Annotated in this window: 24 protein-coding genes; 7 read left to right on the top strand and 17 right to left on the bottom strand. The window is 36.2% G+C overall.

The genetic code is table 11. The annotated features are described in order from the left end of the window. Positions 1–160: 160 nt before the first annotated feature. The 3 genes from I600_RS07120 to I600_RS07130 all read right to left on the bottom strand — a co-directional run bounded on the left by I600_RS07120 (position 161) and on the right by I600_RS07130 (position 3,709). Positions 161–1,126 carry a FecR family protein gene (locus I600_RS07120; protein ID WP_058103764.1) on the bottom strand — a complete coding sequence of 322 codons (966 nt, stop codon included), beginning with the start codon at positions 1,124–1,126 and terminating at the stop codon, positions 161–163. A gap of 120 nt (positions 1,127–1,246) precedes the next feature. After that, the gene (locus I600_RS07125) at positions 1,247–1,816 is read right to left on the bottom strand and encodes an RNA polymerase sigma-70 factor (RefSeq protein ID WP_058103765.1); all 570 of its coding nucleotides are present in this window, start codon (positions 1,814–1,816) and stop codon (positions 1,247–1,249) included. Positions 1,817–1,918: 102 nt separating this feature from the next. After that, a complete protein-coding gene (locus tag I600_RS07130) occupies positions 1,919–3,709 on the bottom strand; it encodes an alkaline phosphatase (RefSeq protein WP_058103766.1) in 1,791 nt (596 codons plus the stop codon). Between the two features lie 219 nt (positions 3,710–3,928). Between I600_RS07130 and I600_RS07135 the strand changes: the two genes are divergently transcribed. Then, on the top strand, positions 3,929–4,159 hold the full coding sequence (locus I600_RS07135; RefSeq protein WP_058103767.1) for a hypothetical protein: 231 nt from the start codon (positions 3,929–3,931) through the stop codon (positions 4,157–4,159). A gap of 3 nt (positions 4,160–4,162) precedes the next feature. Here I600_RS07135 and eutC read toward each other — a convergent pair whose 3' ends face one another. Genes eutC through I600_RS07150 form a run of 3 tightly spaced genes read right to left on the bottom strand, consistent with a single transcriptional unit; the run spans position 4,163 to position 7,588 of the window. Continuing rightward, positions 4,163–4,903 carry an ethanolamine ammonia-lyase subunit EutC gene (gene eutC, locus I600_RS07140; protein ID WP_058103768.1) on the bottom strand — a complete coding sequence of 247 codons (741 nt, stop codon included), beginning with the start codon at positions 4,901–4,903 and terminating at the stop codon, positions 4,163–4,165. Continuing rightward, entirely contained in the window at positions 4,900–6,270 is a 1,371-nt protein-coding gene (locus I600_RS07145) for an ethanolamine ammonia-lyase subunit EutB (protein ID WP_058103769.1), read from the bottom strand. The genes eutC and I600_RS07145 overlap by 4 nt, the downstream gene beginning before the upstream one ends. A gap of 1 nt (position 6,271) precedes the next feature. Continuing rightward, positions 6,272–7,588 carry an amino acid permease gene (locus I600_RS07150; protein ID WP_058103770.1) on the bottom strand — a complete coding sequence of 439 codons (1,317 nt, stop codon included), beginning with the start codon at positions 7,586–7,588 and terminating at the stop codon, positions 6,272–6,274. A gap of 620 nt (positions 7,589–8,208) precedes the next feature. Here I600_RS07150 and I600_RS19170 point away from each other — a divergent pair. The 3 genes from I600_RS19170 to I600_RS07160 all read left to right on the top strand — a co-directional run bounded on the left by I600_RS19170 (position 8,209) and on the right by I600_RS07160 (position 10,472). Continuing rightward, entirely contained in the window at positions 8,209–8,385 is a 177-nt protein-coding gene (locus tag I600_RS19170; protein WP_157490851.1) for a hypothetical protein, read from the top strand. Positions 8,386–8,673: 288 nt separating this feature from the next. After that, positions 8,674–8,880 (top strand): hypothetical protein, encoded by a 207-nt coding sequence (locus I600_RS07155; RefSeq protein WP_058103771.1) that lies wholly within the window; start codon positions 8,674–8,676, stop codon positions 8,878–8,880. A 227-nt stretch (positions 8,881–9,107) separates the two neighbouring features. Further along, positions 9,108–10,472: an exonuclease domain-containing protein gene (locus I600_RS07160; RefSeq protein WP_058103772.1), complete on the top strand. Its 1,365-nt coding sequence runs from the start codon at positions 9,108–9,110 to the stop codon at positions 10,470–10,472. On the opposite strand, the gene I600_RS07165 is transcribed toward I600_RS07160, so the two are convergent. The 7 genes from I600_RS07165 to I600_RS07195 all read right to left on the bottom strand — a co-directional run bounded on the left by I600_RS07165 (position 10,467) and on the right by I600_RS07195 (position 18,269). Then, positions 10,467–11,873 carry an MBL fold metallo-hydrolase gene (locus I600_RS07165; RefSeq protein ID WP_058103773.1) on the bottom strand — a complete coding sequence of 469 codons (1,407 nt, stop codon included), beginning with the start codon at positions 11,871–11,873 and terminating at the stop codon, positions 10,467–10,469. The genes I600_RS07160 and I600_RS07165 overlap by 6 nt on opposite strands. Before the next feature lie 54 nt (positions 11,874–11,927). Further along, positions 11,928–13,676 carry a SulP family inorganic anion transporter gene (locus I600_RS07170; RefSeq protein WP_058103774.1) on the bottom strand — a complete coding sequence of 583 codons (1,749 nt, stop codon included), beginning with the start codon at positions 13,674–13,676 and terminating at the stop codon, positions 11,928–11,930. Positions 13,677–13,728: 52 nt separating this feature from the next. Next, a complete protein-coding gene (locus tag I600_RS07175; RefSeq protein WP_058103775.1) occupies positions 13,729–14,073 on the bottom strand; it encodes a TfoX/Sxy family protein in 345 nt (114 codons plus the stop codon). A gap of 3 nt (positions 14,074–14,076) precedes the next feature. Then, the gene (locus I600_RS07180; protein ID WP_058103776.1) at positions 14,077–14,850 is read right to left on the bottom strand and encodes an SOS response-associated peptidase; all 774 of its coding nucleotides are present in this window, start codon (positions 14,848–14,850) and stop codon (positions 14,077–14,079) included. Between the two features lie 27 nt (positions 14,851–14,877). Further along, complete coding sequence (locus I600_RS07185) at positions 14,878–15,663, bottom strand: aldose epimerase family protein (protein ID WP_157490852.1); 786 nt, start codon at positions 15,661–15,663, stop codon at positions 14,878–14,880. After that, positions 15,656–16,951, bottom strand: a complete 1,296-nt coding sequence (locus I600_RS07190) for a M20/M25/M40 family metallo-hydrolase (RefSeq protein WP_058103777.1) — start codon at positions 16,949–16,951, stop codon at positions 15,656–15,658. Before I600_RS07190 ends, I600_RS07185 begins: the two co-directional genes overlap by 8 nt. 76 nt (positions 16,952–17,027) lie before the next feature. Further along, positions 17,028–18,269 (bottom strand): ABC transporter permease, encoded by a 1,242-nt coding sequence (locus I600_RS07195; protein WP_058103778.1) that lies wholly within the window; start codon positions 18,267–18,269, stop codon positions 17,028–17,030. 3 nt (positions 18,270–18,272) lie between these two features. Between I600_RS07195 and I600_RS07200 the strand changes: the two genes are divergently transcribed. Further along, complete coding sequence (locus tag I600_RS07200; protein ID WP_058104313.1) at positions 18,273–19,508, top strand: exo-beta-N-acetylmuramidase NamZ family protein; 1,236 nt, start codon at positions 18,273–18,275, stop codon at positions 19,506–19,508. Here the strand turns inward: I600_RS07200 and I600_RS07205 are convergent. From I600_RS07205 to I600_RS07220, 4 genes are all read right to left on the bottom strand, one after another. Continuing rightward, the gene (locus I600_RS07205; protein WP_058103779.1) at positions 19,497–20,369 is read right to left on the bottom strand and encodes a sterol desaturase family protein; all 873 of its coding nucleotides are present in this window, start codon (positions 20,367–20,369) and stop codon (positions 19,497–19,499) included. The two genes, I600_RS07200 and I600_RS07205, sit on opposite strands and share 12 nt — an antisense overlap. Before the next feature lie 200 nt (positions 20,370–20,569). Further along, entirely contained in the window at positions 20,570–21,070 is a 501-nt protein-coding gene (locus tag I600_RS07210) for a hypothetical protein (RefSeq protein WP_058103780.1), read from the bottom strand. A gap of 51 nt (positions 21,071–21,121) precedes the next feature. Next, on the bottom strand, positions 21,122–21,844 hold the full coding sequence (locus tag I600_RS07215) for a tRNA-uridine aminocarboxypropyltransferase (protein WP_262493595.1): 723 nt from the start codon (positions 21,842–21,844) through the stop codon (positions 21,122–21,124). A gap of 25 nt (positions 21,845–21,869) precedes the next feature. Next, positions 21,870–22,361: a YkgJ family cysteine cluster protein gene (locus tag I600_RS07220; protein ID WP_058103782.1), complete on the bottom strand. Its 492-nt coding sequence runs from the start codon at positions 22,359–22,361 to the stop codon at positions 21,870–21,872. Between the two features lie 75 nt (positions 22,362–22,436). Here I600_RS07220 and I600_RS07225 point away from each other — a divergent pair, with 75 nt between their 5' ends. After that, positions 22,437–23,150 carry a class I SAM-dependent methyltransferase gene (locus I600_RS07225; RefSeq protein ID WP_058103783.1) on the top strand — a complete coding sequence of 238 codons (714 nt, stop codon included), beginning with the start codon at positions 22,437–22,439 and terminating at the stop codon, positions 23,148–23,150. A gap of 44 nt (positions 23,151–23,194) precedes the next feature. Further along, the gene (locus I600_RS07230; RefSeq protein WP_058103784.1) at positions 23,195–24,106 is read left to right on the top strand and encodes a hypothetical protein; all 912 of its coding nucleotides are present in this window, start codon (positions 23,195–23,197) and stop codon (positions 24,104–24,106) included.

The raw sequence follows: 24,106 nt of genomic DNA on the forward strand, positions 1-24,106 counted from the left end.
ATTGTTTATTAGTTAGCAAATTCATAATTTCACATAATGTTTAATGGTTGTTTTTTATAAATAATCTTTGAATAATTGACAGCCTGTTTAGCTCGCCAAAGTGTTACAGGCTGTCTACTTTTTTAGGTTTAGGTCTACATCATAATTGGTTTTTGGTTTGTTAGTCATTATCTCTACATTTTCCTTTGATCAGAATAGTACTGTTCTTCAAGGGTTGAAAAGACAAACCCTTTTTCACATAAGTGATACTTTCTAAAACATTGGACAAACTTTCATTATTGAACGAAGCGGTAATATGGCAATCTAACGGCGTATCATCATGAATTACAAAAGTTACTCCGTACCACTTCTCTAAAACATCAAGTGCCTCTTTCATTGTTATATCATTCAGCGTTAAAAGTCCTTTTTGCCAATTGATCAAATTATTGGTATCAACATCGTTTTTTGAAATACTATCAGAATTTTTATGAAATACGCCCTGTTCATTGGGCAGTAAGAACACCGTATTATCCTTAGCTCCAATTTGCACTTTACCCGTAGCAACGGTTACCAAAATATCATTGCTTTTAGGGTAGGCATTAATATTGAATGATGTGCCCAAAACCGTAGTGCTTAAATCTCCGGATTTTATGATAAAAGGTTTGGTCTTATCTTTTGCCACATTAAAAAAGGCCTCGCCCACTAAGGTGACCTCCCTGGTGTTGCCCAAAAATTTCTCTGGAAATGAAATTGTACTTCCCGAATTCAATTTTATCTCTGTACCATCAGCTAACACAAAATCTTTTCGTTGACCCCATTCTGTAGTTTCAACTATTTGTGATACAGTAACCGTCTTTTTATTTTCTGTATTTAACCCTAAATATGTTAAAACCCCTAGGTTGATTATTATCGCAATAGCTGCAGCAACTTTCACCCAAGATTTATCCGACTTTCTATTTTGCTTGTCATGTATTCTCTTCAGCAGTTTTTTCCCTACCTGTTTTCTATGATCATCATTTTTAAATACATGACCTTCTTTATTAAGCATTAGAGAAGCATCAAACTTTTCTAAAAGTTTTTCTTCTGTAGTTGTAATTGTACCATTTAGGTACTTGTTCATGAGTATTTTTACTTCTTTTTCGGTCATTATACTATTGTTACAATCACAAGTACCATAACCTAAGGGGCACGCACACTCCAAAAAGCAGGCTTAATGGTTACTTAACAAAACAACGGTGTGCTTAACTTTTAGATAATGAAAAGGAAACTAAAGAAAGAAAAACAAGGTTTTTGCCACGGCAAGTTCTTTTCGCAATTGGCGTAAGGCAAAAGAAATTTGGTTCTCTACGGAACGTTGGGAAATATCCAATTTATGGGCAATCTCCTTATTGTCGATATTATTTATACGACTAAGTCTAAAAATTACCTGACATCTTTTTGGAAGGTGAGAGATGACACTATTTATTCTGGTAGATAATTCAATGACATCATCATTTTGATCCACATCTGATGCTACAGACAATGTATGTGCAACCTCTAACTGAATCTTATTGAATTTTTGATTGCGTAAATGATTGTAACATTTATTACGAATAGATTTATATAGGTAAGATTTTAAAAACTTGACATCCAAATCTTGTCTTCGTTGCCAAAAATCTACCCAAATATCCTGCACCACATCTTGGGCTAGACTGTCATTCATGAGTATAGAACAAGCGTAGGAATACATTGGATCCCATAACTCTGTAAACAATATATTGAATGCTTTTTGGTCCGACTTTTTTACACGCAAAACCAAATTTTCAATACTACCGTTATCTATTCCCTCCACTTTCATAGTTCACAAATCTCCTATAAATTAATTGAAGTGATATTATAACATTGTAAACATTAGGTAAAATGATCTCTTTAACCTAATGAGCGGATAGTGCTCTGCAAATTACTTTTTAACAGCAATTTTCAACACCTTTAATAATTTATCAAAAATTTCATTGTTCTCGTACACCCCTTGAAATTCCTGAGACATGGGACCGTAAGCAAAAACAGGAACCATAGTGCCGGTATGGTCATGAGTGGTAAAATCCGCCTCAATCTCATGCCTAACAACATTACCTTGCGGTATGGTCAACCCGCCAGTTTCGTGATCAGCTGTAACCACTACCAAGGTGTTACCATCTTCATCTGCAAACTTTATAGCCTCTGATACCGCCCTATCAAAAGAGATACTTTCCGTAACAACACCTTTTATATCATTGGCATGACCATAACTATCAATCTTTGCACCTTCTACCATTAAGAAAAAAGGCTTCTCTTTATTCAAATATGAAATTCCATTCTTGGTGGCCAAAGCCAATTTTTGGACATTTGATTCGGTCACGTTTTCATTGGAATGATCAAACCAAGCTCCTATTTTTTCATCTACACTTGCGCCTATAGTGTTTATATCGGTTTTCATTACAAAACCGGCATCTTCAATATGCTTTACCGTTTTTGTTGGCTGAGAGATAAACAGTTTTAATTTAGAGATTTTTAAGTCAGAGGCTATTTCTGCCACCATACCCCTATCCGTTCTATGCGCATAAAAAGAAGAAGGTGTTGCCCCAGTAATTTCATCAGTAGTAATGACCCCTGTATAAAAACCTTTTTCAGATAATATTTCTGTGAGATTGAGAATAGTCGCACCTTTCTTATTAGTACCTATTGCCCTATTATTTGTTTTTTGCCCTGTAGCTATCGCTGTACCTGCACCCGCAGAATCTGTGGTAAAATCATCTGCAGATTGTGTTTTAATAAAACCTATACTTTTTAATTGCGTTAAAGACAATTCTCCATTATTTGCTAAAACAGTAGACGATATCTGCGTTAACCCATTACCGTCACCTATCATTAGAATAATATTCTTTGGAACCCTTTTTGCTTGATCTACTTTAAAATTTGGATAATACACTTTAGAAAAAACAGAATTTTGCACTACTCTGTCTTTTAAGGAAGTAACATATGTAACACATTCATTGGGCATATCCGTATTTATATAATCTACACCCATGTCTACAAAAGCCTTCCAAGCAGATTTTGAATCTGGTGTTGCCCAAAAACGAAAAGGTTTATTTAAAGCATGTGCCTTGTCAATAGCTTCAGTAACACTTATAAAGTCCTGAGAAGTAAGTCTACCTTTACCGTTCCATTCAGAATAGTTTTTAAAACTTAAACTTATCAACGCAATTTTTTTAAGCACTTCAGTATTGTTTACAGGCTGCAAACTCTGATAATCAAAGAAAATAAAATCAGGATAATCAATATATTCTTTCAAATCTGGGCGGTTACCCGAGATAACAATTTTTACATTATCGGCGTTAATGATTGCTGGGTATTCTTTCAATTCAGCAACTATAGCATTTAACGTTTTATGTGCGTTTGACTTTACATCTATCAATAATTGCAAAGATTTATTGTTAAGCAACCCTAAGGCTATAGCCTCTTGAAGGGGATTTAAATAAAGTCGAGCTAAGGTTGAGTTTTCTTGAATTTCATTTTGTTCATGTGCTACCAACAGTTTTCCGTCCTTATAAAACACATCAACTTCAACAGATTGCACCTCTGCTCCCAAAGCTTTCCAAAAAGGAATATTTTGCTTGTAATCGTTATGGGAATGCACTTTAAATTCTTGTGTATAACCCGCATATACACTAATGAACAATAAGCAAACTATTGGTAATTTTAAAAGTCTCATAAATAATTATATCAAGAAGAAATTTGGTCAACAAACATTAGATATTATTATACCTAAGCTATTTTCTATGGTTTGCAAAAGTGAGGTCTAAATTTCTTAATTATTTTAAATTAATATCAAGTAAACATTAAGTTGTTATCAAAATGCTCATATCTATTTATTTTTTTTAGCCAGCTGAAAGACTTTTTTATTTATTTTTGAAAACTACCAAAACCACCAATGACCGAAAATATTAAACAAATGTTCAGTAAAATGAACGACGAAACTCGCGAAGAAGCTTTAGAATGCTTAATGGCCGAGTTCAACTTGGAAAGTACCAAATACGCTAAGAAGAATTGGATTATAGGAGGGCGTATACCTGAGGAAAACCAAGAAAGAATTGTTCGTATTTTTCAAAATCTACTTAGAACACAAGCTTTTAGAATAAAGGAAATAAAAGTGAAGCTCTAAAAACTAGCTCTTTAATATTTCACCAACTTCAAGCTTTAATGTTACTCCGCTTATTTTTAAGGCGAATGATTTTTCAATTAAATACTGCAAAAGTTGAGCACCTTGTTTACCACTTAGTCCGTTGGCATGAATATTTGATATACAATTTCTACGCTCATCGGTAAAGCCTATTTTTGGATGATACGTGGTGTAAATACCCATACTTTCAGGTGATGACAAACCTGGTCTTTCACCAATACATACTGCTACAAAATCTGCATGGTAAAATTCCGCTACAGCATCACCAATTGCAACTCTCCCATGTTCCACGAGTGTAACTGCGAAAGTATAGCTTTCGTTCAAATTTGGTAAAAGATGATTTAAAACTTTAAAGGCATAAGTATTTACCGCTTTTGCCGAAAGTCCGTCAGTAATGACAAAAACAATATCGACTTTTTCAGTCTTTGTTAAATGAGTATTAAACAGTAATTGTCTGCCAAGATCAGGTCTCTTCAAATACTCAAGCCTGTCGCTTGCTCTACTTTTAAATGTTTGATATGGTATTTCCTGCGCTTTACATTTTTGGGATAGCCCCTCTACATCTAACTTGGTTACAATAGCATCTTTTGCCATTGCATGTGCATGTTTTAATGCCAGTACTTCGCTCAAAGGCAAACTAGTACCCACATGGCCTAGTGCTACTCTCGCCTTAGTGTGTTCTTTTAATTGTTGCCATTTATTGGCTATGGTTAAATCCTTACTCATAATTTCAACAGCAATTTATTCGCGTCATCTATATTACATTTATTACCCGCTTCATCTATGATACCCATTTTCAACAACCAAGCTTCAAACTCCGGTGCTGGCTTTTTACCAAGAACTTTACGTAAATACAATGCATCATGAAAAGAAGTCGATTGGTAATTTAACATTATATCATCTGTACCGGGTACACCCATAAAAAAATTGCATCCGGCTACTCCTAATAAAGTCAATAAATTATCCATATCATCTTGATCGGCATCTGCATGGTTGGTATAACATACATCCATACCCATAGGCAAGCCCATAACTTTGGCACAAAAGTGATCTTCCAATCCCGCACGGATAATCTGTTTTCCATCGAACAAATATTCCGGACCAATAAAACCAACCACAGAGTTCACTAAAAAAGGATCAAAGTGTCTAGCGACCGCATAAGCCCTTGCCTCCATTGTTTGCTGGTCAACACCATGATGGGCATTTGCAGATAAAGCGGACCCTTGACCAGTTTCAAAATACATACACTGATTACCAATCGTACCTCTCGCCAAAGCCAAAGTAGCATCATGAGCTTCCTTTAAAACTTGTAGATCGATACCAAAAGAACTGTTGGCCTTTTGCGAACCGGTAATGGATTGAAATACTAAATCGACCGGAGCTTTATCCATAATCTGTAAAGCCGTAGTTACATGGCACAAGACACAACTCTGGGTAGGTATTTCATATTTTAAACGAACATCATCAAGCATTTGCAATAGATTAATAGTCACACTAGGACTATCGGTTGCGGGATTAATACCAATAACCGCATCTCCACAACCATACAATAATCCGTCTATCGTACTTGCTAAAATCCCTTTCATATCATCCGTAGGATGATTGGGCTGTAAGCGCACCGAAACATGACCTTTTAAGCCGACCGTGTTTCTAAAACGGGTAATTACTTGAATTTTGGAAGTGACGGCAATCAAATCTTGATTACGCATTAGCTTACATACGGCAGCTACCATTTCTGGAGTCAATGCTTTGCTAACTTCTAAAATATTTTGCCCAGATGTAGTATTTTCTAGTAACCAATCCCTAAGGTCACCTACCGTAAAATGAGAAATATTATCAAAAGCTTTGACATCATGGGTATCGATTATTAACCGAGTAACCTCATCTAATTCATAAGGAACTACTGCTTCATTTAAAAAAACTTTTAGGGGCAATTCACTCAACACATACTGAGCTGCAATTCTTTCCGTATTACTAGCGGCTGCCAAACCCGCCAAAGCATCGCCCGATCGTAACGGACTCGCTTTTGCCAAAACAGATTTCAAATCATCAAAAAGATAATTCTGTTTTCCCAATGTAAATTGATAAGCCATGCTACTTTTTCCGGATTAAAAATACATACACCAAGCTACAAGCAATAAAAATAACAAACGCCGTAAATTGAAGGTATGCAAAAGCCAATACACAAATTAGCGAAATAATTACAGCAGTCATAGCGCTAACGGTTGAGAAAATAGGGTTAAAATCTGAATGTTGATACCAATCGAACTCAGATACCGAAGACCCAAAGCCTTCCCTTTTCCTTAAAACTAACAAAGATGCACTTACCGCCAAATACATACATACCGCCCCAAAAACCGACAGTTCAATTAAAAATCCGGTTTGGCTACTCCATATAGCGACAAGGCTAATAATAAAAACCAACGCAGAAGCAACGGCTCTTTTAGAAACCCCTTTGATTTTTAAATCTGGCAGCAAGGGCTCTAGCTGCGTAGTTGCCGCAAAAGCAATTCCTTGTAAGGAAGCTATGAGTCCAAATAGCCCAATAAATGTAAATAGTTGCACCAAAAAATTCTCTTTCCCCAATATCAATGCCATAGATGCAGGCATGGGATGATTTTCAGTAAGTATATCCATACTTTCTGGCAATGTCCAATCTATACCTCCAGCGGCAAGGAATAACACCAAAAGCGCCAAAGTCAATAAGGTAAAAAAAGCGAGATTATACCCCTTGGTAATTGTTTTTCTAAACCCCTTTCTATCGATCGTTTTGGTCATAAGCGATATCCCTTCAATGGCTAAAAACAACCAAATAGCATATGGTATGGCTTGAACAAAACGCTCAACATCTAATGACCCCACTCCTGAATTCATGAGATTTTCCACTTGAAAAGAACTAACGACAGAACCTTGGTACAAAAATAATTCCGCAATGGCCAATAAGGTTAAAATCACTAACAGACGCACCCCAACATGCATTTCAAAGAGGTTTATGATAGAGAAAAATAATATAAAAAGTGTAGCTATCCAGGGAGACATCGTTAAATCATCTATTAAAAACCCTAAATATTCACCGAGAGAACTGGCAATAGCAGGAGTAGCAAATAAAAATTCAAACAAAATTGCTAACCCTACAAAATAACCCCATTTCTGACCAAAAGCTTTTTCTACATAAGAATGCGGACCATTGGCATTAGGATGTACACATGCCAATTCAATTAAATTTTGCACTAGCCCAAAGTACATTGAAGCCGCAACTGTCACAGGAACAAAAAACCATAATGGTCCGGTAATGGCCCAACCTAAATTCCAGCCGAAAGATTCACCTGAAATCACCATCCCAACACCAATTGCCCAAATGGCAAAAACTCCAATTTTCTTAGAAACAGCAGGTTTTTCAGTAATCTTCATTAAAGTATGAGTAAGGTGATGGATATCAACGTTCACCTTAAAGCTAAGATTAATTATGATAGCTTAAGCCCAACACCGATATAATAAATAAGAATTGACATAGAAGTATGAAATCAATAAAAATAATAGGTCCATAATTAAAAACCGATAATTTAAGACTACCAATTTTTTAGTTTCTGCGGTAAAGTCAAGACACAAAAAACCGACACATTATGAGGATATGCCGGTTTTTTCAACTAACTCAAACTTATTCTAAACTCGCTGCAAAGATGCATTCATTTATTAGGATCAAGTTTAAGTAAACATCAAGGAAACTTTAAATTCGTTTTACATTGACGTATTCTACGATGGAAATAAATTGAACAACCAATCTCTTTTCTATTAACTCAAAGCGACTACACCGCTACACTAGTTCATATTTCGTTTACCATTTTATTCATCTATTTGATTGAATTCTAAAAATTCAAAACTTTATACATGAGAAATACCCGTAACTGGGTATTGTACCGACACCTAACTTCTAATAGTTTTACCCAGTAATCAATCAGATTCAATAGAGCGTGGTTGTTAGTTGTAAAAATCCGTTCTCCCCACAAGAGGACGGATTTAACCTAAGTAAAATGCAAAGACAAAAAGAAGAACTTCAAATTTTAGCCAGAATAGGAGAACGAAAGATAAAATCGTTAAAGAATAGCTATGAATTAACCGAAACTGAGCTTTTAACGATTATTAAACTACATTATAAATACAGAAATAGAAAGGAATTAGATTTTGCTAAAACCTTGAATATATTTTAGACCAAGCCCTTCATGGAAATTGCCTATCGAAATCGGGGGAACTAGAGAAGCAACGAAAATGAAGGGCTTGGTTTTTATATTTTTAATGAAGAAAACAGCTGCAACCTACACCGATTATATTAACAAATCACCTTATATCATACCCTGATAAATTATTAACAATTAGTGTTAATAACATTTTGTGTGCATTTCATCGAATAAATTCAACTTTTCGTCGTTAATGGATAAAGTTTAAATATTTTCGGATTGCGTTAATTTTTTAGCGAGATAAATTTTACCAACATTTACATGAAATTCCACCTTACCAAAGCCTTTTTCGTCCCTGTTGCAGCCATTGTTTTCTTATTAAGTTTATCTTCTTGCGGTAAAGACTACGACCTAGTTTCAGATTACGTAGTACGTGAGAATGTTGAAACCAATATTTTAGAGGATAACATGAATTCCCAAAATTCTAGTGTAACCTCAATAGATGCCCAAAACAATAAGGGTAAATAATAGGTTCCTTCATCCTACTAGACTCCGATTTTTCCCTAGATGTCTTCACATCTATATTTAAGTGTATATATTTGTCAGAAGCGCCACTGTACTTAAATGCTTTTTAACTTTTATACCACTAAATAATACTTAGTTTTCTACCTACTACGTTTCCTTTACCATAAAACAAATTACCTTTCTAACTCATTTTCAACTAACTTTGTAATGATTAGATATTCCTCACTTTTTTGTACACGATAATTGACATAGAAACTACCGGTAACGGTATTAAGGGTAATAGAATTACCGAAATTTCTATTTTTAAATATGATGGTCATGAGGTAGTTGACGAATTCACTTCACTAGTAAATCCGGAATGTGAGATTCCCGCTTTTATTACCGGACTTACAGGTATTGATAATGATATGGTACGTAATGCTCCGCTGTTAGAGGATATTATTCCACAGATTATTGATATTACCAAAGACACCATTTTTGTAGCGCACAGCGTTAATTTTGATTATAATGTCATAAAAAATGAATTTAAACTGCTTGGGCATGACTTTTCTAGAAAAAAATTATGCACCGTACGCTTATCAAGAAAATTATTGCCCGGCTACAATTCTTATAGTTTAGGAAAATTAACCAGTGCCTTAGGCATACCATTAACTGACAGGCACCGTGCCAGGGGTGATGCTCATGCCACCGTACTTTTATTTCATAAATTATTGAGAACTGAAAATGCTGAAATTGTTTTCAAGCAATTTCTCAATGCCAAATCTCAAGAAGCTACACTACCACCCGGCTTACCAAAAGAACAATTTTTAAAATTACCTACGACCCCCGGTGTTTATTATTTTAAAGATCAAAAGGGAAAAATTATTTATGTTGGTAAGGCAAAAAACATCAAAAAAAGAGTGCTTGGGCATTTTTATGATAAAAAGACGAAAGAATTGGTTCTTTGCGCTGAAACCGCTTCTTTAGATTATGAGGAAACAGGTAATGAACTTATTGCACTTTTAAAGGAATCTGCCGAAATTAAACACTATTACCCAAAGTACAATAGTGCTCAAAAAAGGTCTATTCAACAATATGGTATTTTCACTTACGTTGACCGCAATGGTATTTACCACTTGGCGTTCAATAAGATAAAAATGACTCCCAACCCTATTGCCGTTTGTTATAGCCCAACGGAGGCCAGACAATATTTAGAAATCCTGTGTAGCACTTTTGAGCTTTGCCCAAAATATTGCCATCTGCAAGAAAACGTGACGGTTTGTTCCCATTACAAAATTAAGCAGTGCATTGGCATTTGCTCGGATCTAGAAATGGTGGATGAGTATAACGAACGCGTTCATAATGCTATACAAAACATTAAAGATGTTTCCTCCACCTTGGTTATTAAGACCAAAGGCAGAACTTTGGACGAAAACGGCTTTGTAATCATTAAGGAAAATAACTACGCCGGTTACGGCTTTGCACCTACTGAAGTGGCTATTTCACAAATGGAAGACCTAGAAATGTTCATTACACCGCAAAAAAATACGCTAGAAACCCAGCGTATCGTAGAAAGCTATTTAAGGAAACACCCCAACACTATTTTTCAATTATAGCGTAGTAGGGCACACATAGTCCGTCTTCTCCAAATCTTCTTTCTTCAATGCTCCATAGCCACCTTTAACATCGATGAGATTATGAATACCACGACTTTTTAAAATAGAAGATGCTATAACAGAACGGTAACCACCTGCACAATGCACCAAAAATTCTCCCTTTTCAGGAAATTTGGACAAATGTTTGTTCAATTCACTTAAGGGAGTATGAACTGCACCTACCAAATGTTCGCTTAAATACTCACCATCTTTACGCACATCAAAAACGGCATTACCTTTATCTATTAAAGTTTTGGCTTCAGGTGCCGTAATAGAAGTTATTTGATCCACTTCCTTCCCTGCCGCTTTCCAAGCTTCTATTCCGCCTTTTAAATATCCGATGGCAGCATCAAATCCTACACGGGACAATCTAGTAATAGCCTCTTCTTCTTTACCCTCAGGAATCACCAATAGTAATGGCTGTTTGGTATCCGCAATTAAATCGCCCACCCAAGGAGCAAAATCACCGTTCAATCCTATAAATATGGACCTTGGTATATGACCTTTTACAAATTCATCTTGATGTCTAACATCTAACACCAAAGCCTCGGTATCATTAGCTGCTTTTTCAAATGCATCCGGCGATAATTCAACATTCCCACGATTAAGCACATCGTCTATATCTTCATATCCCTCCTTATTCATTTTTACGTTTAAAGGAAAATATTTAGGTGGAGGCAAAAGACCATCGGTTACTTCTTTAATGAATTCTTCCTTGGTCATATCCGCTCTAAGAGCGTAATTCATTTTTTTCTGATTACCCAAGGTATCCACCGTTTCTTTCATCATGTTCTTACCACATGCAGAGCCGGCACCATGTGCAGGATATACGGTAACATCATCAGCCAAAGGCATTATTTTAGTACGCAAACTATCAAACAACGTACCTGCCAATTGCTCTTGGGTCATATCAGCAGATTTCTGCGCTAGATCAGGTCTACCCACATCACCTAAGAACAAGGTGTCACCAGAGAAAATTGCATGATCTTTACCATTTTCATCACGCAACAAATAAGTAGTACTTTCCATAGTATGCCCCGGTGTATGAAGCACTTTAAAAGTGAGTTTGCCCAACTTAAATTCTTGACCGTCTTCGGCAATGATAGCGTCAAAAGTAGGGTTAGCGGTGGGACCGTAAATAATAGGAGCTCCTGTTTCTTTTGAAAGCGTTACGTGCCCGCTGACAAAATCTGCATGAAAATGGGTTTCAAATATGTACTTGATCTTGGCATTGTCATTTTCAGCCCTTTGAATATAAGGTGTTACCTCACGTAACGGATCAATAATAGCAACTTCCCCATCACTCTCAATATAATATGCTCCTTGAGCCAAACAACCTGTATATATCTGTTCTATATTCATACTAAACTACTTTATATTATAACAATCACTTCACCTTTAAGGTACAAGATTTTTTTAATTTATATTTCTTTTGGCCTTGGCCATTCTACTATTTTCATAGGCTACTTTCGCGGCCAATAAGGATATCTCATTGGGGTCATCAAAAAAATCGACAGCTTCTTTTGTTTTTACGAACAAAAATTCTCGCTGTAATTCCTTGATAATACCTGTACTAAAAATAATATCCCTTGTTGGTCCAATGGCACCTGCAATGTAAAATTGCAGTTCACGTTCCCTAATATCATGTATTAATTTAGTCAACATATCCGCAGCGGTGGCGTCAATGTAATTTATGGATTCTGCATTCAAAATAATTCCTTTAAGTGCCGGACCTTTTGCCTTTATATGCTTAAGCAATTGTTTTTTAAAATAAGCTGAATTACCAAAATACAACTGAGAATCGAACCTAACGATTAACAAATCATTACGCACCACCACCTCATCTGCAAAACGAATTACATTCTTATAATAGTCGGAATTGCCAATATTACCAATCTCTACAAAATGGGGTTTAGAAGTCCTATAGACCATTAGCAATAAAGAGCATAGAACACCTATTAATATACCTTGTGTAATACCGATGAACAAAGTGATCAAAAAAGTCACCAGCATCACAAAAAATTCATCTTTTCTGTTTGACCATAAATATTTAAAGTACTTAATATCTATAAGTTTTACTACGGATACCATAATGATACTAGCCAAAATAGCATTCGGTAAAAACTTAAACAACGGTGTTAAAAAAAGTAGGGTCAGCACCACCAAAATAACACTGAAAATAGCACTTAAATTGGTTTTTGTACCAGCATCAAAACTAATTGCCGATCTAGAAAAACTTGCTGTCACTGGATACCCTTGAAAAAAAGAACCCACAATATTTGATGATCCTAAGGCTATTAATTCTTGATTTGCCTTTATGGTGTCTTCCCCTGTTTTATCTTCAATGGCCTTACCTATAGAAATAGCTTCTAAATAGCCCACCAATGCCAATGCTATAGCAATTGGCGCAAGTTGCTTTACATCTTCAATATTCAATGTAGGCATTATTAAAGATGGCAATCCACTAGGTACGTTTCCTACCAATTTAATTCCGTAAGTTTCTAGCTGAAAAAAGTAAACCGCCACAATCCCCAACACTACGATAATTAATATACCGGGAATATTCTTGGCCCACTTTTTAAACCCTAGCAACAAAGCTATACCAACAAGACCGATTGAGAAATCCACATAATTTATTTCTCCTAGCTTATAAAAAATATTGATTACGGTCTTGTAGATTCTGTTGCTGCCTACTACGGAAATACCCAACAAATGTTTCATTTGGCTAAAAACAATTATAATAGCCGCGGCAGATGTAAACCCACTTATTACCGGTTTTGAAAGAAAATTGACCAAGAAGCCCATTCGCAAAACCCCCAATAAAAACTGAATAACACCTACCATTAAGGCAAGTACCACCACCATTTTTATATAGTTTTCTACCCCGGTTATAGCCAAGGTACCCAAACCTACAGCCACCAAAAGCGAATCCATGGCCACAGGACCAACCGCTATTTTTCTTGAGGTGCCTAAAAGTGCGTAAACAAGGACAGGAAATAAAGAGGCATAAAGACCATGTACGGGTGGCAAACCTGCTATCATTGCATATGCCATACCTTGTGGCACCAATACAATACCTACGGTAATACCCGCCAACAAATCTTTTACAAAGTCGGTTTTTTTATAGGATGAAATCCAATCCAAAAAAGGAAAAATGTTTTTCACGCCGTAAATTTAATCATTTCATAGGGCATGAAAGCCTATTTGACAACCAAGATCATGTATTTAAAAGCGTATTAAACTCCAAAGCTTTCGCCACCCAAAAATCCAGGTCATTTTCACTATCGAACCCATCAGGACCAACAAACAAAAAACCACGTGAAGGCTTTCCCGTAAAATCCATTGGGCTACTGCCCGGTTTATTTAGCAGTTCTTCATAATTGAGTTTCCCTACTCTTACCATTAGCTTGTCTTCTTCGGTTTTTTTATCGAACATAATACCTATGCACATTTTTCCATTGACCATAAAAATGAATCCGCCCATCATTTTCTTCTCCTCTACAAACCCCTTGCCCTTTAATCTTGGCCTTACCCTATCTGCCAAATATTCACTGTATGCCATTTTCTAAAAGTCCAATCCGTTAGTTTCAAGTTCCATGTATTTTACCTCATCGGCAATTGAAGCGGTATTGCCTGCATAATTTTTACCTCGAAGCTTGCCCACGGTATGTGCCTCTAATTCCACCTTGTCATTTCTGTTCAATAATTCTTTCAACTCCTTTTCAAAATCCGAATGTGAGGAAAGCCATTGCTCTTCCAAATCATCGGATAGTATTAATGGCATGCGGGGTTCTTTTAATTTAGGGTTATTGTGAATTTTAGCCATCATGCCATTACCAACAGTGGTTACAATTGAAAAAGAATGTATAGTACCACCATGTTCAGGGTGTATCCATTCAGACCATAATGCAGCCAAAGCTAATGGTTCACTGTTTTTTCGGTGGATGAAAAATGGATAGGTGTTATTTTTAAAATGATGATGCTCATAAAATCCGTCCACATAAAGTACACAACGTTTCTCCTTGGCGGCATCTCTAAAAGCAGGTTTCTCAAAAATGGTTTCTACCCGAGCATTTAATGTACTGTTCCAAATTTTCTTTTGTTGATCCACATTATTTACCCAATGCGGAATTAACCCCCAAGTAGCTACTATGGGATAAAAACGATCTTGATTAGTGTAGATCAACACATCTGGATGTGAAAACCCCGATGCATGATGAAGCGGTAGATCGGTCAACGGCCCTAATTTTTCAACAATTTCTTCAATTGCCTTTAAATCTTGATTACGTTTCGCTCTTTTTAGCTGCGCTTCCAAACTGGTTTTCACATCATAACACATACATCTATTCTTAACGGTAATTTTTGACTACAATGGTTTTAAGCTTACCTTAAAAATGGCAGGCTCATCTTTTATCACCATAAATCCTTCCGCTAAATTCTGTTGTGCCACGGCATATGGATAAAAGGTAATCGGCTCTATGCAAACCATATTTGGCACCTCTGTCCAAAGCATAAAATGGCTAAATCCTTCAGATGTTATTTGAATGGATTTCTCATCTTTTAAAATAATGGTATCCGTTTTAGGCACTTGTAGTGCCCTACTACCCACTGCCATTACCTCTGGAATAGTTATATCTTGATTGCCCGTTGAGATTACGGCATTTTCTGAATGTAGCATAAATGCCGGGTGATAACCCAACATAAAAGGCATACCTTCTTCTCCTGAAATAGAAAACGTAACTTCTAAAGTATTGTTCACCAATTCAAGTGTTTTTACGAACTCAAAATCATAAGGCCAACTCAATTTTTCGGCAGTTGATTTTGCTGGATATTTAGAGTTTAAAATCTCCGTATTCGCGCTATATGTTTTAGAAAATATGACTTTACTATCAGTGCTATCCGTAAGTACATATTCCATTTCACGTAATAGACCATGTTGATCTTGGGTAGCGAATCCTTTTGGAGTATTTACCTTAAAGTCCGCTTCATTGGTAGGACCGATCAACGGAAACATTTCAGTGTCTACACTTCGCCAACCAGGGTTACCTTTTTGATGCATAAACTCATGACCAGAAACTTGGTAGCCTACCAATTCTCCAGCGTCAATTTTAACCTGATGTTCTCCTACTTTTAATGTTGTTATATTACTCATTTATCAATCTATAAATTAATAATGCCGTTCTTTTTGTTAATGCTTCTATCGTTTTCAAGTTCACGGTTTCCTCAGGAGTATGGGCTGCATTTCCCATAGTACCCAACCCGTCCAAACAATCTACATATTCCGCTACAAAAGAAGTATCTGCTGCACCTCTTTTACCGGGATCATATGCAATTACCTCACCTTGTTTCAAATCAAGGCTTACTTGATTTAGCTTTGCCAACAAAGCCTTATTTCCTTCTGTAGGCTGCATTGCCGGATAACTATCTTTGAAAGTCACCTTTGCCGATGTATGTGGTAAATTGTTGGCAACAACCGCTCTTATATTGTCACGGGCACGTTCTTTTTGTTCTTCGGATATAAAACGCAATCCGCCACGCACCTCTGCTTTTTGCGCTACTACATTGGTCTTACCGAACACACTACCCTTACTGGTCATTTCATCAAATTCAACAAACGTTCCTCCCACTAAAGTTCCAGGATTAAAGGTCAATAAATCTTCTCCCTTAACATCGGTATAAAAACCGTTCAATATTCTTGACATTTCAAAAATGGCACCTGCACCCGTGTCTTCACTAAAAATACCCGATGAATGCGCTCTTTTACCTTCCACTTCAACTTTCCAGCCAGATGATCCTCTACGGGCAACGGTAGCATAATTGAAACCTGTAGAAGTTTCAAAACCCAGACCAATATCACTTCGTTTGGCTGCCTCAATTAAATCGTGCCTACTTTTTTCCAATGGACTACCAGTACTTTCTTCATCTCCGGTAAAAGCTACTATAATCTGGGCATCATCTAGCAATCCGTTTTCCCGTAATGCTTTTAATGCATAGAGCACAATGACATTGCCACCTTTCATATCATTACCTCCTGGCGCATGGGCAATAGAATCGTTCACCAATTTAAATGTTTGAAACGGACTATCTTCTTCAAAAACCGTATCTAAATGACCTATTAATAATAATTTCTTTCCTTTGGTCCCTTTGATCTCTGCAAATAAGTGTCCCGCTCTATTCATTTCTTCGGGCATAGGAATCCACGTACTTTCAAAACCAATTTCAGTAAAAGCAGTAGCAAACTCTTTTCCTACCATTTCTACCCCTTTAAGGTTTAAAGTTCCGCTATTGATATTGACGACTTTCTCTAAGAATGAAATTGCCTGGGCATTATTTTTTTCGATTGATTTTACAACCTTCTTTTCGTTCCTAGAAAGCTTTTGCGCATTGCTAGTGGTCAATAACAACAATGTAAATAGTGTAAAAAGTAACTTTTGATGCATGTGGTCTGTTTTACACCAAATTTACCAAAAAGGGATTTAACCTAAACTAAATATGGAACAAGCTTATTATAATATACTACTCAAATCGTATCGCCTTTACCGGTGTAATTCTGGTAATTATATATGATGGAATCAGTAACATCAATAAACATAATAACAAGACACCCGCATTTAAAAGAAGAATAGTCCACAGATCTATACTTACGGGTATGTATTCAATATAATACTCCTTTGGATTTGGAAATTTAAATACCCTAAACTGATCCTGAATAATGATAATACCCAAACCAATAAGGTTGCCCCAAAACAAACCTACCGCAATCAAATAAGCTGCATTATATAAAAAAACCTTTCTAATACTCCAATTTGTGGTACCTAATGCCTTTAATATACCGATCATAGGCGTTCGTTCTAAAATAAGCACCAACAATGCAGTAATCATATTAATACCGCCAACTATAATCATAATGCCTATGATCAGGGCAATATTAAAATCAAAAAGTCCGATCCATTCAAAAATTTTATAGTACTTATCTTTTATGGTCTTGGTATCTAAACTAGCAACCGTTTCTCCGTAAATCTCATTTGCTTTTTGATCAATATCATCAAAACTGTTCAAGAATATCTCAAAATTACCAACTTCGGTATCTTCCCACTTATTCATGCGTTGAATATGCCTTATGTCGGTGAAAATATAGAGTCCGTCAATCTCTTCAAATCCGCTATCAAAAATACCCGTAATGGTGAACTTACGTTGATTGGGAATTTTATCCGCTGCATCATCCCGTAAAAAAAAGGTGAAAAACGAGTCGCCCACTTTAAAATTGAGTCGATTTGCCATTATCCTGGAAATCAGCACATCTGAATTCAACTCCCCGGAATAATCTGGCAATACCCCGTCAATAAGAAACTCTTCAAACGGTTTCCAATTGTAATCCTTACCAACACCTTTGGCAATAATACCTTCAAAAGTATCTTCCGTTCTTATAATACCTGCCTTGGTGGCCACCGCCTGAATGTGCTGCACCCCATCTACCATTTTAAAATCCGGATAGAACTCTTGTTCCGTACTCACAGGCACCACAGATACTTCAGAATTATTATTATCGTAATTGTAGATTTGTACGTGACCGTTAAAAGCGGTCACTTTTTCACGGATTTTTTCTTTTAAACCCAACCCCGTAGCAATAGCGATCAACATCATAACCACCCCAATAGCAATTGCGGCAATAGCTATTTTTATTATTGGTGCGGATATACTAATTTTATGCTCCTTACCCTTTATAAGCCGTTTGGCGATAAAATATTCTAGATTCAAATGATGTTATTTTTATCCAATTTCAAAAGTACAGTTTTATTATGGTTTTTGGTATTGGCTACTTGCGGAAACGATTCCGAAAATGTAGCCGAGCGCACGCAAAGCCAAACCGAGCCACAAATAGTACAAGAGAAAAAAGAAATAGTTGTAGCCGCTAACTGTACGGAAGCCTATCTACCAATTTTAAAAGGAAAAAAAATAGCCGTTGTCGCCAACCAGACCAGTGTCATTTTTAAACCTGAAGGTCACACCCATTTGGTTGATAGCCTACTATCTTTAGGTGTGGACATCAAACACGTTTTTGCCCCAGAACACGGATTTAGGGGGAATTTTGATGCCGGTGAACACGTGAACAATAGTAAAGACATAAAGACAGGGCTAGAACTGATATCCTTACATGGAAAAAATAGAAAACCAAACCAGGATCAATTAGAGGGTTTAGACTTAGTGCTGTTCGATATACAAGATGTGGGCGTTCGTTTTTACACTTATATTTCTACCATGCAATTAGTGATGGAGGCTTGTGCAGAAAAAGGTATTCCCGTTTTGGTATTGGATAGACCAAACCCGAACGCACATTATGTAGATGGCCCAACGATGGAAGCAGAACACACTTCTTTTCTTGGCATGACACAAATACCTTTGGTGTATGGTATGACCATTGGTGAATATGCAAATATGATCAATGAAGAAATGTGGCTTGAAGGAAATAAAAAAGTAAATCTAACTGTAATTCCTCTTGAAAACTGGGCGCATGACATGTTCTACAGTTTACCAATTAGACCTTCGCCAAACTTGCCTAACGATACTTCAATTACCCTATACCCAAGTTTAGGAATGTTTGAAGGCACCAATATCAATTCCGGGCGTGGAACGGAGTTTCAGTTTCAACGTTATGGAGCGTCATTTTTAGATTCAAAAATGTATGATTTCACCTATACTCCCAAACCAAATTTTGGTTCTAAATACCCAAAGGAAGAGGGAAAACTTTGTTATGGCAAAGATTTATCGAGAACCGAACGAATGAACCAAGTAACGATGGATTTTATTATTGACGCCTATACCAATACCTTGGACAAAAGTAAATTCTTTTTAACGAGCGGATTTACCAAACACGCAGGCAACAATAGACTTCAAAAACAAATTGAAGCCGGTGCTACCAATGCCGAAATTAAAGCGACTTGGCAAAAAGACATTGAAAAGTTTAAAAAAATAAGGGCAAAATATCTACTTTACTAAAGGCTGTTCATTTACAACGTCTGCTAGGTTACTACCATCTGTGGTAGGTTTTCTATACCCAACAAAAGGATACTTTAGCAATGGTCCAATTTTACCATTGGCAACCTCATCAGGAAAAGTGTCAACGCCGTAGATAATTTTCTCTCGATCTAAATGCATGTACGTACCGAACAAACGATCCCACCAAGAAAAAATATTACCGTAATTAGAATCTGTATATGGTAACACGTAGTGGTGATGTACTTTATGCATATCTGGCGAAATCAACACCCAGCTAATTGCTTTGTCCACACTTTTTGGCAATTTTATGTTCGCATGGTTAAATTGCGACAATACTACAGATAAACTTTGGTACAACATTATAATCCCTATAGGCGCACCAACGATAAAAACCCCAACAAGGGTAAACATATACCTGATCAAACTTTCTAAAGGGTGATGTCTATTTGCTGTAGTAGTATCCACATTATGATCTGTATGATGCACCAAATGAACCATCCACAACGGTTTTACACGGTGCTCTACCAAGTGCGCCAAATATGCCCCTATAAGGTCAAGCAAGGCAACACCTAAAAACACATACGCCCATAATGGCATTTCTGGCAACCAATTAATGATACCGAATTCATTGGCAACCGCCCAGTCAGACGTTTTCAAAAGAAAGAATGCCAACGGAAAGTTTACGATTATGGTGGTCAAGGTAAAAAAGAAATTGGGTACGGAATGTTTCCACTTATTATAAGCACCATTGAATAAGGGGACAATACCTTCCAGTATCCAGAAAAAAGTAATACCACCCACCAAAATTAAAGAGCGGTGTGCAGCAGGTATCGATTCAAAATAGGTTATTAATTGTTCCATTAAATAAGTAAGTAGTTAAATTATAAACTGCAGAAATCAACCTGTAACTCAATTATAGTATCATCAGTAAAATATTCAAATTCTAATGATTTTGCAATTAATTACGTAATATAATAAAGTTTTATTGATTTAACCCGCTACAAATACAGGATACGTATACCATGTCATCCTTGAATTAATGACATTAAAAAATTAGAATTTTACAACAGGGTAAACTTTATTGGGTCCATTACCCGCCAAGTATCTTGTATTTTATATGACTTTTTTAAAACGATCAGAAACTTCTTATCGTTACTTGAACATTCCATAGTAATACTTCCTCTTTCAATAGGTACGTTATGGTCAGGGTTACTTTTATAACTTACTTTTTCTAAAAATATATCTTTCCACAATACCCCGAAAGAGTTTCCTCTTTTACTAATGTATTTAAAATTCTCGATAGCTTTAATCTCAAAGCTTGAAATTATGGTATCTACTGAAGGAATATTTTCATTAGGTTGAGCATTTTTGACCATTGTAATCAAATATTCCACTTCGTTTTTAGTAGGTAAGATTTTTAAAAATTCTTTTTCACTCTGAGTTTTCAGGGCATTAAAAACAGAATTTACAAGCTCAGTATTTCTAAAATTTTCTTGTGCAACGGAAGTATAGGTTGCCAATAAGGAAATCATCAATAAAGAAAAATAAAGGGTACGTTTCATCAATAAAGTTTTGGTTGAATAGTATATCTGAGGTAAATAAAAAACTATTAGCTAATCTAATTCAAAAACAACATTTCTTTCGGTATTTGTCTTATACCTGATTTTGGGAGCAATCTCTAAACTAGCACCATAGCGATAATTTTTACTATTTGGGTTTAGCATATAATCAAGTTGATGTTCAATCATTTTTTCAAACGGGACTAGGAAGTCCGCCGTTTCACATTGCTCAATCGTTCCTTTATTCAACAAGTTTAAAACGGTATAGACCGATTCTATGGTGCTAAGACAAAGTGCTTCTGGTTGTTGTTTGATGATGAATTTTGATGCTATGCTATTATCAAAACTAACCCTATTTAACTTTTGCAAGTTCTTACTCAATTTAAGCATCTTTCTGGCACAGGGCCAGGTACCATCGAGAATGAAGATATTTGCACCTTTGCCTATAAAATTATGCATTTCAGCACTACTTCTTTGAGATAGGTTAAAACTGTTTTTACCCGGGTAAAGTAAAAATGAATTTTCATTACTGTCCAGTAATTCATTTACACGAGTATTATCACTAAAATCTACGCCCACTATTATTTCAGAATTTTCAAGTTGAAGATTCGTCATGTAGCCTGTACCGTTCCTTTCCTTTTTATACTCCTTAGGGTGCATTAAAATAATGAAACGTGTTTTAGTTTTTACGGCACTAATATGTTCACAAATACAGGTACTTGAAGGTCTCATGCATTGGTAACATTTTACTCTTGGATTATTTATATCAACTAGCAATCTTAATTTATTTTCAATATTCTACTTACTTCATCAACTTCTTCATCTCCTCTACAATATTATAAGCAGCAGGACAAATAGCCACATTTTTTAAGGTAAGATTACTAATTTGCTGAAACTTCTTTCTATCCGTATGCGGAAATTCTCGACATGCTTTTGGGCGTACATCATAGATAGAACAATAATTATCCGCTCCCAAAAAAGTACATGGTACTTGCTGTAACACATAATCGTTCTCCTCATCTATTCGCAAATAGCTTTCAATGAACTTCTGTGGTTTCATTCGGAAAGATTTTGAAATTCGTTCCACATCTGCGTTGGTAAACAATGGCCCTGTAGTTTTACAGCAATTGGCACAGGTTAGGCAATCGGTACGTTCAAACTCCGCCTCATGCAGTTCTTGCATGGTATAGTCCAAATCCTTTGGCGGTTTTTTCCTTAGTTTGGCAAAGAACTTTTTATTTTCATTATGTTTTTCCCTTGCCTTTTTGGGCAATAGACGTAAAACCTCTTCCATGTATCAAATTAATTCTTCAAAACTAGGAAAGTAGTACCAAAAAGCGAGACTTTTGCAGACAGAAATACTAGAATTTTGGACAAGGACATTTTAGGAACAGCGCTCTTAGATTATCAACAAGGTAATTATTCAGAAGATATCATCACCTATTCTTCGCTTGAAGAAGAAGATATATTACCATTACCCTATATGTTCAGAAATTTTGGGGAAATGCCTAAAATTGAACAAAAAGCTCTGAAATTATGTAAAGGCAAGGTTCTGGACGTTGGTTGTGGCGCAGGTAGCCACGGTCTATATTTACAGGAAAAAGGTCTATTGGTCACTGGTTTAGATGCATCGGAAGGTGCAATATCCGTAAGCAAGCAACGTGGACTTAAAAGCACCGCACATTCAGAACTTTTAAAATACGAAGGAGATAAGTACGATACTATTCTCATTTTGATGAATGGCGTTGGTTTAGCAGGTACTTTAAACGGCTTAGAACCCTTTTTCAATAAGTTAAAGTCACTACTTAATGAGAACGGACAAATTCTTTTAGACTCCAGCGATATTATCTACATGTTCGAAAATGACGAAGATGGTGGATATTGGATACCCGATAATGTTAATTACTACGGTGAAGTGAACTTTAGTATGGAATATAAAAACGAAAAAAGCGCTACTTTCCCTTGGCTCTATGTTGATTACAACACGCTACAAAGGGCTGCAAATTATAGCAATTTAACATGTAATCTTGTAATGGAAGGCGAACATTACGACTATTTAGCAAGATTGACCCATATGAAGTAATAGGTCAACTTTTTTTTCGTTATCCTATGCATACATATATTATTATGACCAAATACAAAGGTTTATTGCTGTTAGGTATTCTACTATTTACCTTTTCTTGCTCTAAAAGCTCTTCTGATTCTGAAGATGTTAACGCTACAACACAAGTGGATAAGAGCGGTAATCTTTTGGCAACAGGAGATTCTGCCTTTGATATACTTTCAAATGACAATTTTGACAAACTTTTAATAGAGATAGCTTACGTAAGTGGTTTCAGACCAACGGAGTCAGCTATGACCCAATTCACCGATTACTTGAAACAGCATACGTTCAAAGAAGATATTGAATTGGTTTACAATGAACTATCCAGTCCGTCAGAAGACGAACTTACCCTTCAAGAAATTGCAGATTTAGAAACTTCTAACAGAACCGTATTCAATACGGGCAGCACTTTGGCAATTTATATTTATTTTGCCGATGCCCCTGCGGAAGGTGATGATCTTGATGGAGGTTTAGTAACCCTAGGTTCGGTATATAGAAACACTTCAATGATCATTCATGAGGTAACCGTTAGGGAATTGGCAAGTTTAAGTTCGTCGATCAACGAGAGCGATGTGGAGACAACTACCCTAAACCATGAATTTGGGCATTTGTTCGGGTTAGTGGATTTAGGTACTGAAATGGTCAATGACCACCAATCTCAATCTGAAAACGAAGATGGTCAATTAGTGGGTGATAACCATTGTAATCAAGAGGGATGCCTTATGCGAGCAGAATTACAATTTGGAGGTTCATCAGGAAAATCTTTATCCTCAAATGCTTTGGCCAAGTATGAGGCCGGTATAACATCCGGTTGTACTTTATCTGGAGCCACCGTATTACATCTTTTACAGCAAAACACTGCAAAAGGTGTTGCCACAGTAGGTTTAGACCCAGAATGTTTGTTAGATATACAAGCAAATGGCGGTCGCCAATAA

Origin of the sequence: Maribacter dokdonensis DSW-8 (assembly GCF_001447995.1) — a bacterium.
GTDB classification, from domain to species: domain Bacteria; phylum Bacteroidota; class Bacteroidia; order Flavobacteriales; family Flavobacteriaceae; genus Maribacter; species Maribacter dokdonensis.

What these genes read in the sequence shown, in the direction of transcription:
- I600_RS07125 (WP_058103765.1), bottom strand. Translation starts at nt 1,816, where the DNA reads ATGAAAGTGGAGGGAATAGATAACGGTAGTATTGAAAATTTGGTTTTG.
- I600_RS07200 (WP_058104313.1), top strand. Translation starts at nt 18,273, where the DNA reads ATGTTATTTTTATCCAATTTCAAAAGTACAGTTTTATTATGGTTTTTG.
- I600_RS07175 (WP_058103775.1), bottom strand. Translation starts at nt 14,073, where the DNA reads ATGGCATACAGTGAATATTTGGCAGATAGGGTAAGGCCAAGATTAAAG.
- I600_RS07220 (WP_058103782.1), bottom strand. Translation starts at nt 22,361, where the DNA reads ATGGAAGAGGTTTTACGTCTATTGCCCAAAAAGGCAAGGGAAAAACAT.
- I600_RS07155 (WP_058103771.1), top strand. Translation starts at nt 8,674, where the DNA reads ATGAAATTCCACCTTACCAAAGCCTTTTTCGTCCCTGTTGCAGCCATT.
- I600_RS07210 (WP_058103780.1), bottom strand. Translation starts at nt 21,070, where the DNA reads ATGAAACGTACCCTTTATTTTTCTTTATTGATGATTTCCTTATTGGCA.
- I600_RS07185 (WP_157490852.1), bottom strand. Translation starts at nt 15,663, where the DNA reads ATGAGTAATATAACAACATTAAAAGTAGGAGAACATCAGGTTAAAATT.
- I600_RS07205 (WP_058103779.1), bottom strand. Translation starts at nt 20,369, where the DNA reads ATGGAACAATTAATAACCTATTTTGAATCGATACCTGCTGCACACCGC.
- I600_RS07230 (WP_058103784.1), top strand. Translation starts at nt 23,195, where the DNA reads ATGACCAAATACAAAGGTTTATTGCTGTTAGGTATTCTACTATTTACC.
- I600_RS07190 (WP_058103777.1), bottom strand. Translation starts at nt 16,951, where the DNA reads ATGCATCAAAAGTTACTTTTTACACTATTTACATTGTTGTTATTGACC.
- I600_RS07145 (WP_058103769.1), bottom strand. Translation starts at nt 6,270, where the DNA reads ATGGCTTATCAATTTACATTGGGAAAACAGAATTATCTTTTTGATGAT.
- I600_RS07120 (WP_058103764.1), bottom strand. Translation starts at nt 1,126, where the DNA reads ATGACCGAAAAAGAAGTAAAAATACTCATGAACAAGTACCTAAATGGT.
- I600_RS07135 (WP_058103767.1), top strand. Translation starts at nt 3,929, where the DNA reads ATGACCGAAAATATTAAACAAATGTTCAGTAAAATGAACGACGAAACT.
- I600_RS07130 (WP_058103766.1), bottom strand. Translation starts at nt 3,709, where the DNA reads ATGAGACTTTTAAAATTACCAATAGTTTGCTTATTGTTCATTAGTGTA.
- I600_RS07180 (WP_058103776.1), bottom strand. Translation starts at nt 14,850, where the DNA reads ATGTGTTATGATGTGAAAACCAGTTTGGAAGCGCAGCTAAAAAGAGCG.
- I600_RS19170 (WP_157490851.1), top strand. Translation starts at nt 8,209, where the DNA reads ATGCAAAGACAAAAAGAAGAACTTCAAATTTTAGCCAGAATAGGAGAA.
- eutC (WP_058103768.1), bottom strand. Translation starts at nt 4,903, where the DNA reads ATGAGTAAGGATTTAACCATAGCCAATAAATGGCAACAATTAAAAGAA.
- I600_RS07165 (WP_058103773.1), bottom strand. Translation starts at nt 11,873, where the DNA reads ATGAATATAGAACAGATATATACAGGTTGTTTGGCTCAAGGAGCATAT.
- I600_RS07150 (WP_058103770.1), bottom strand. Translation starts at nt 7,588, where the DNA reads ATGAAGATTACTGAAAAACCTGCTGTTTCTAAGAAAATTGGAGTTTTT.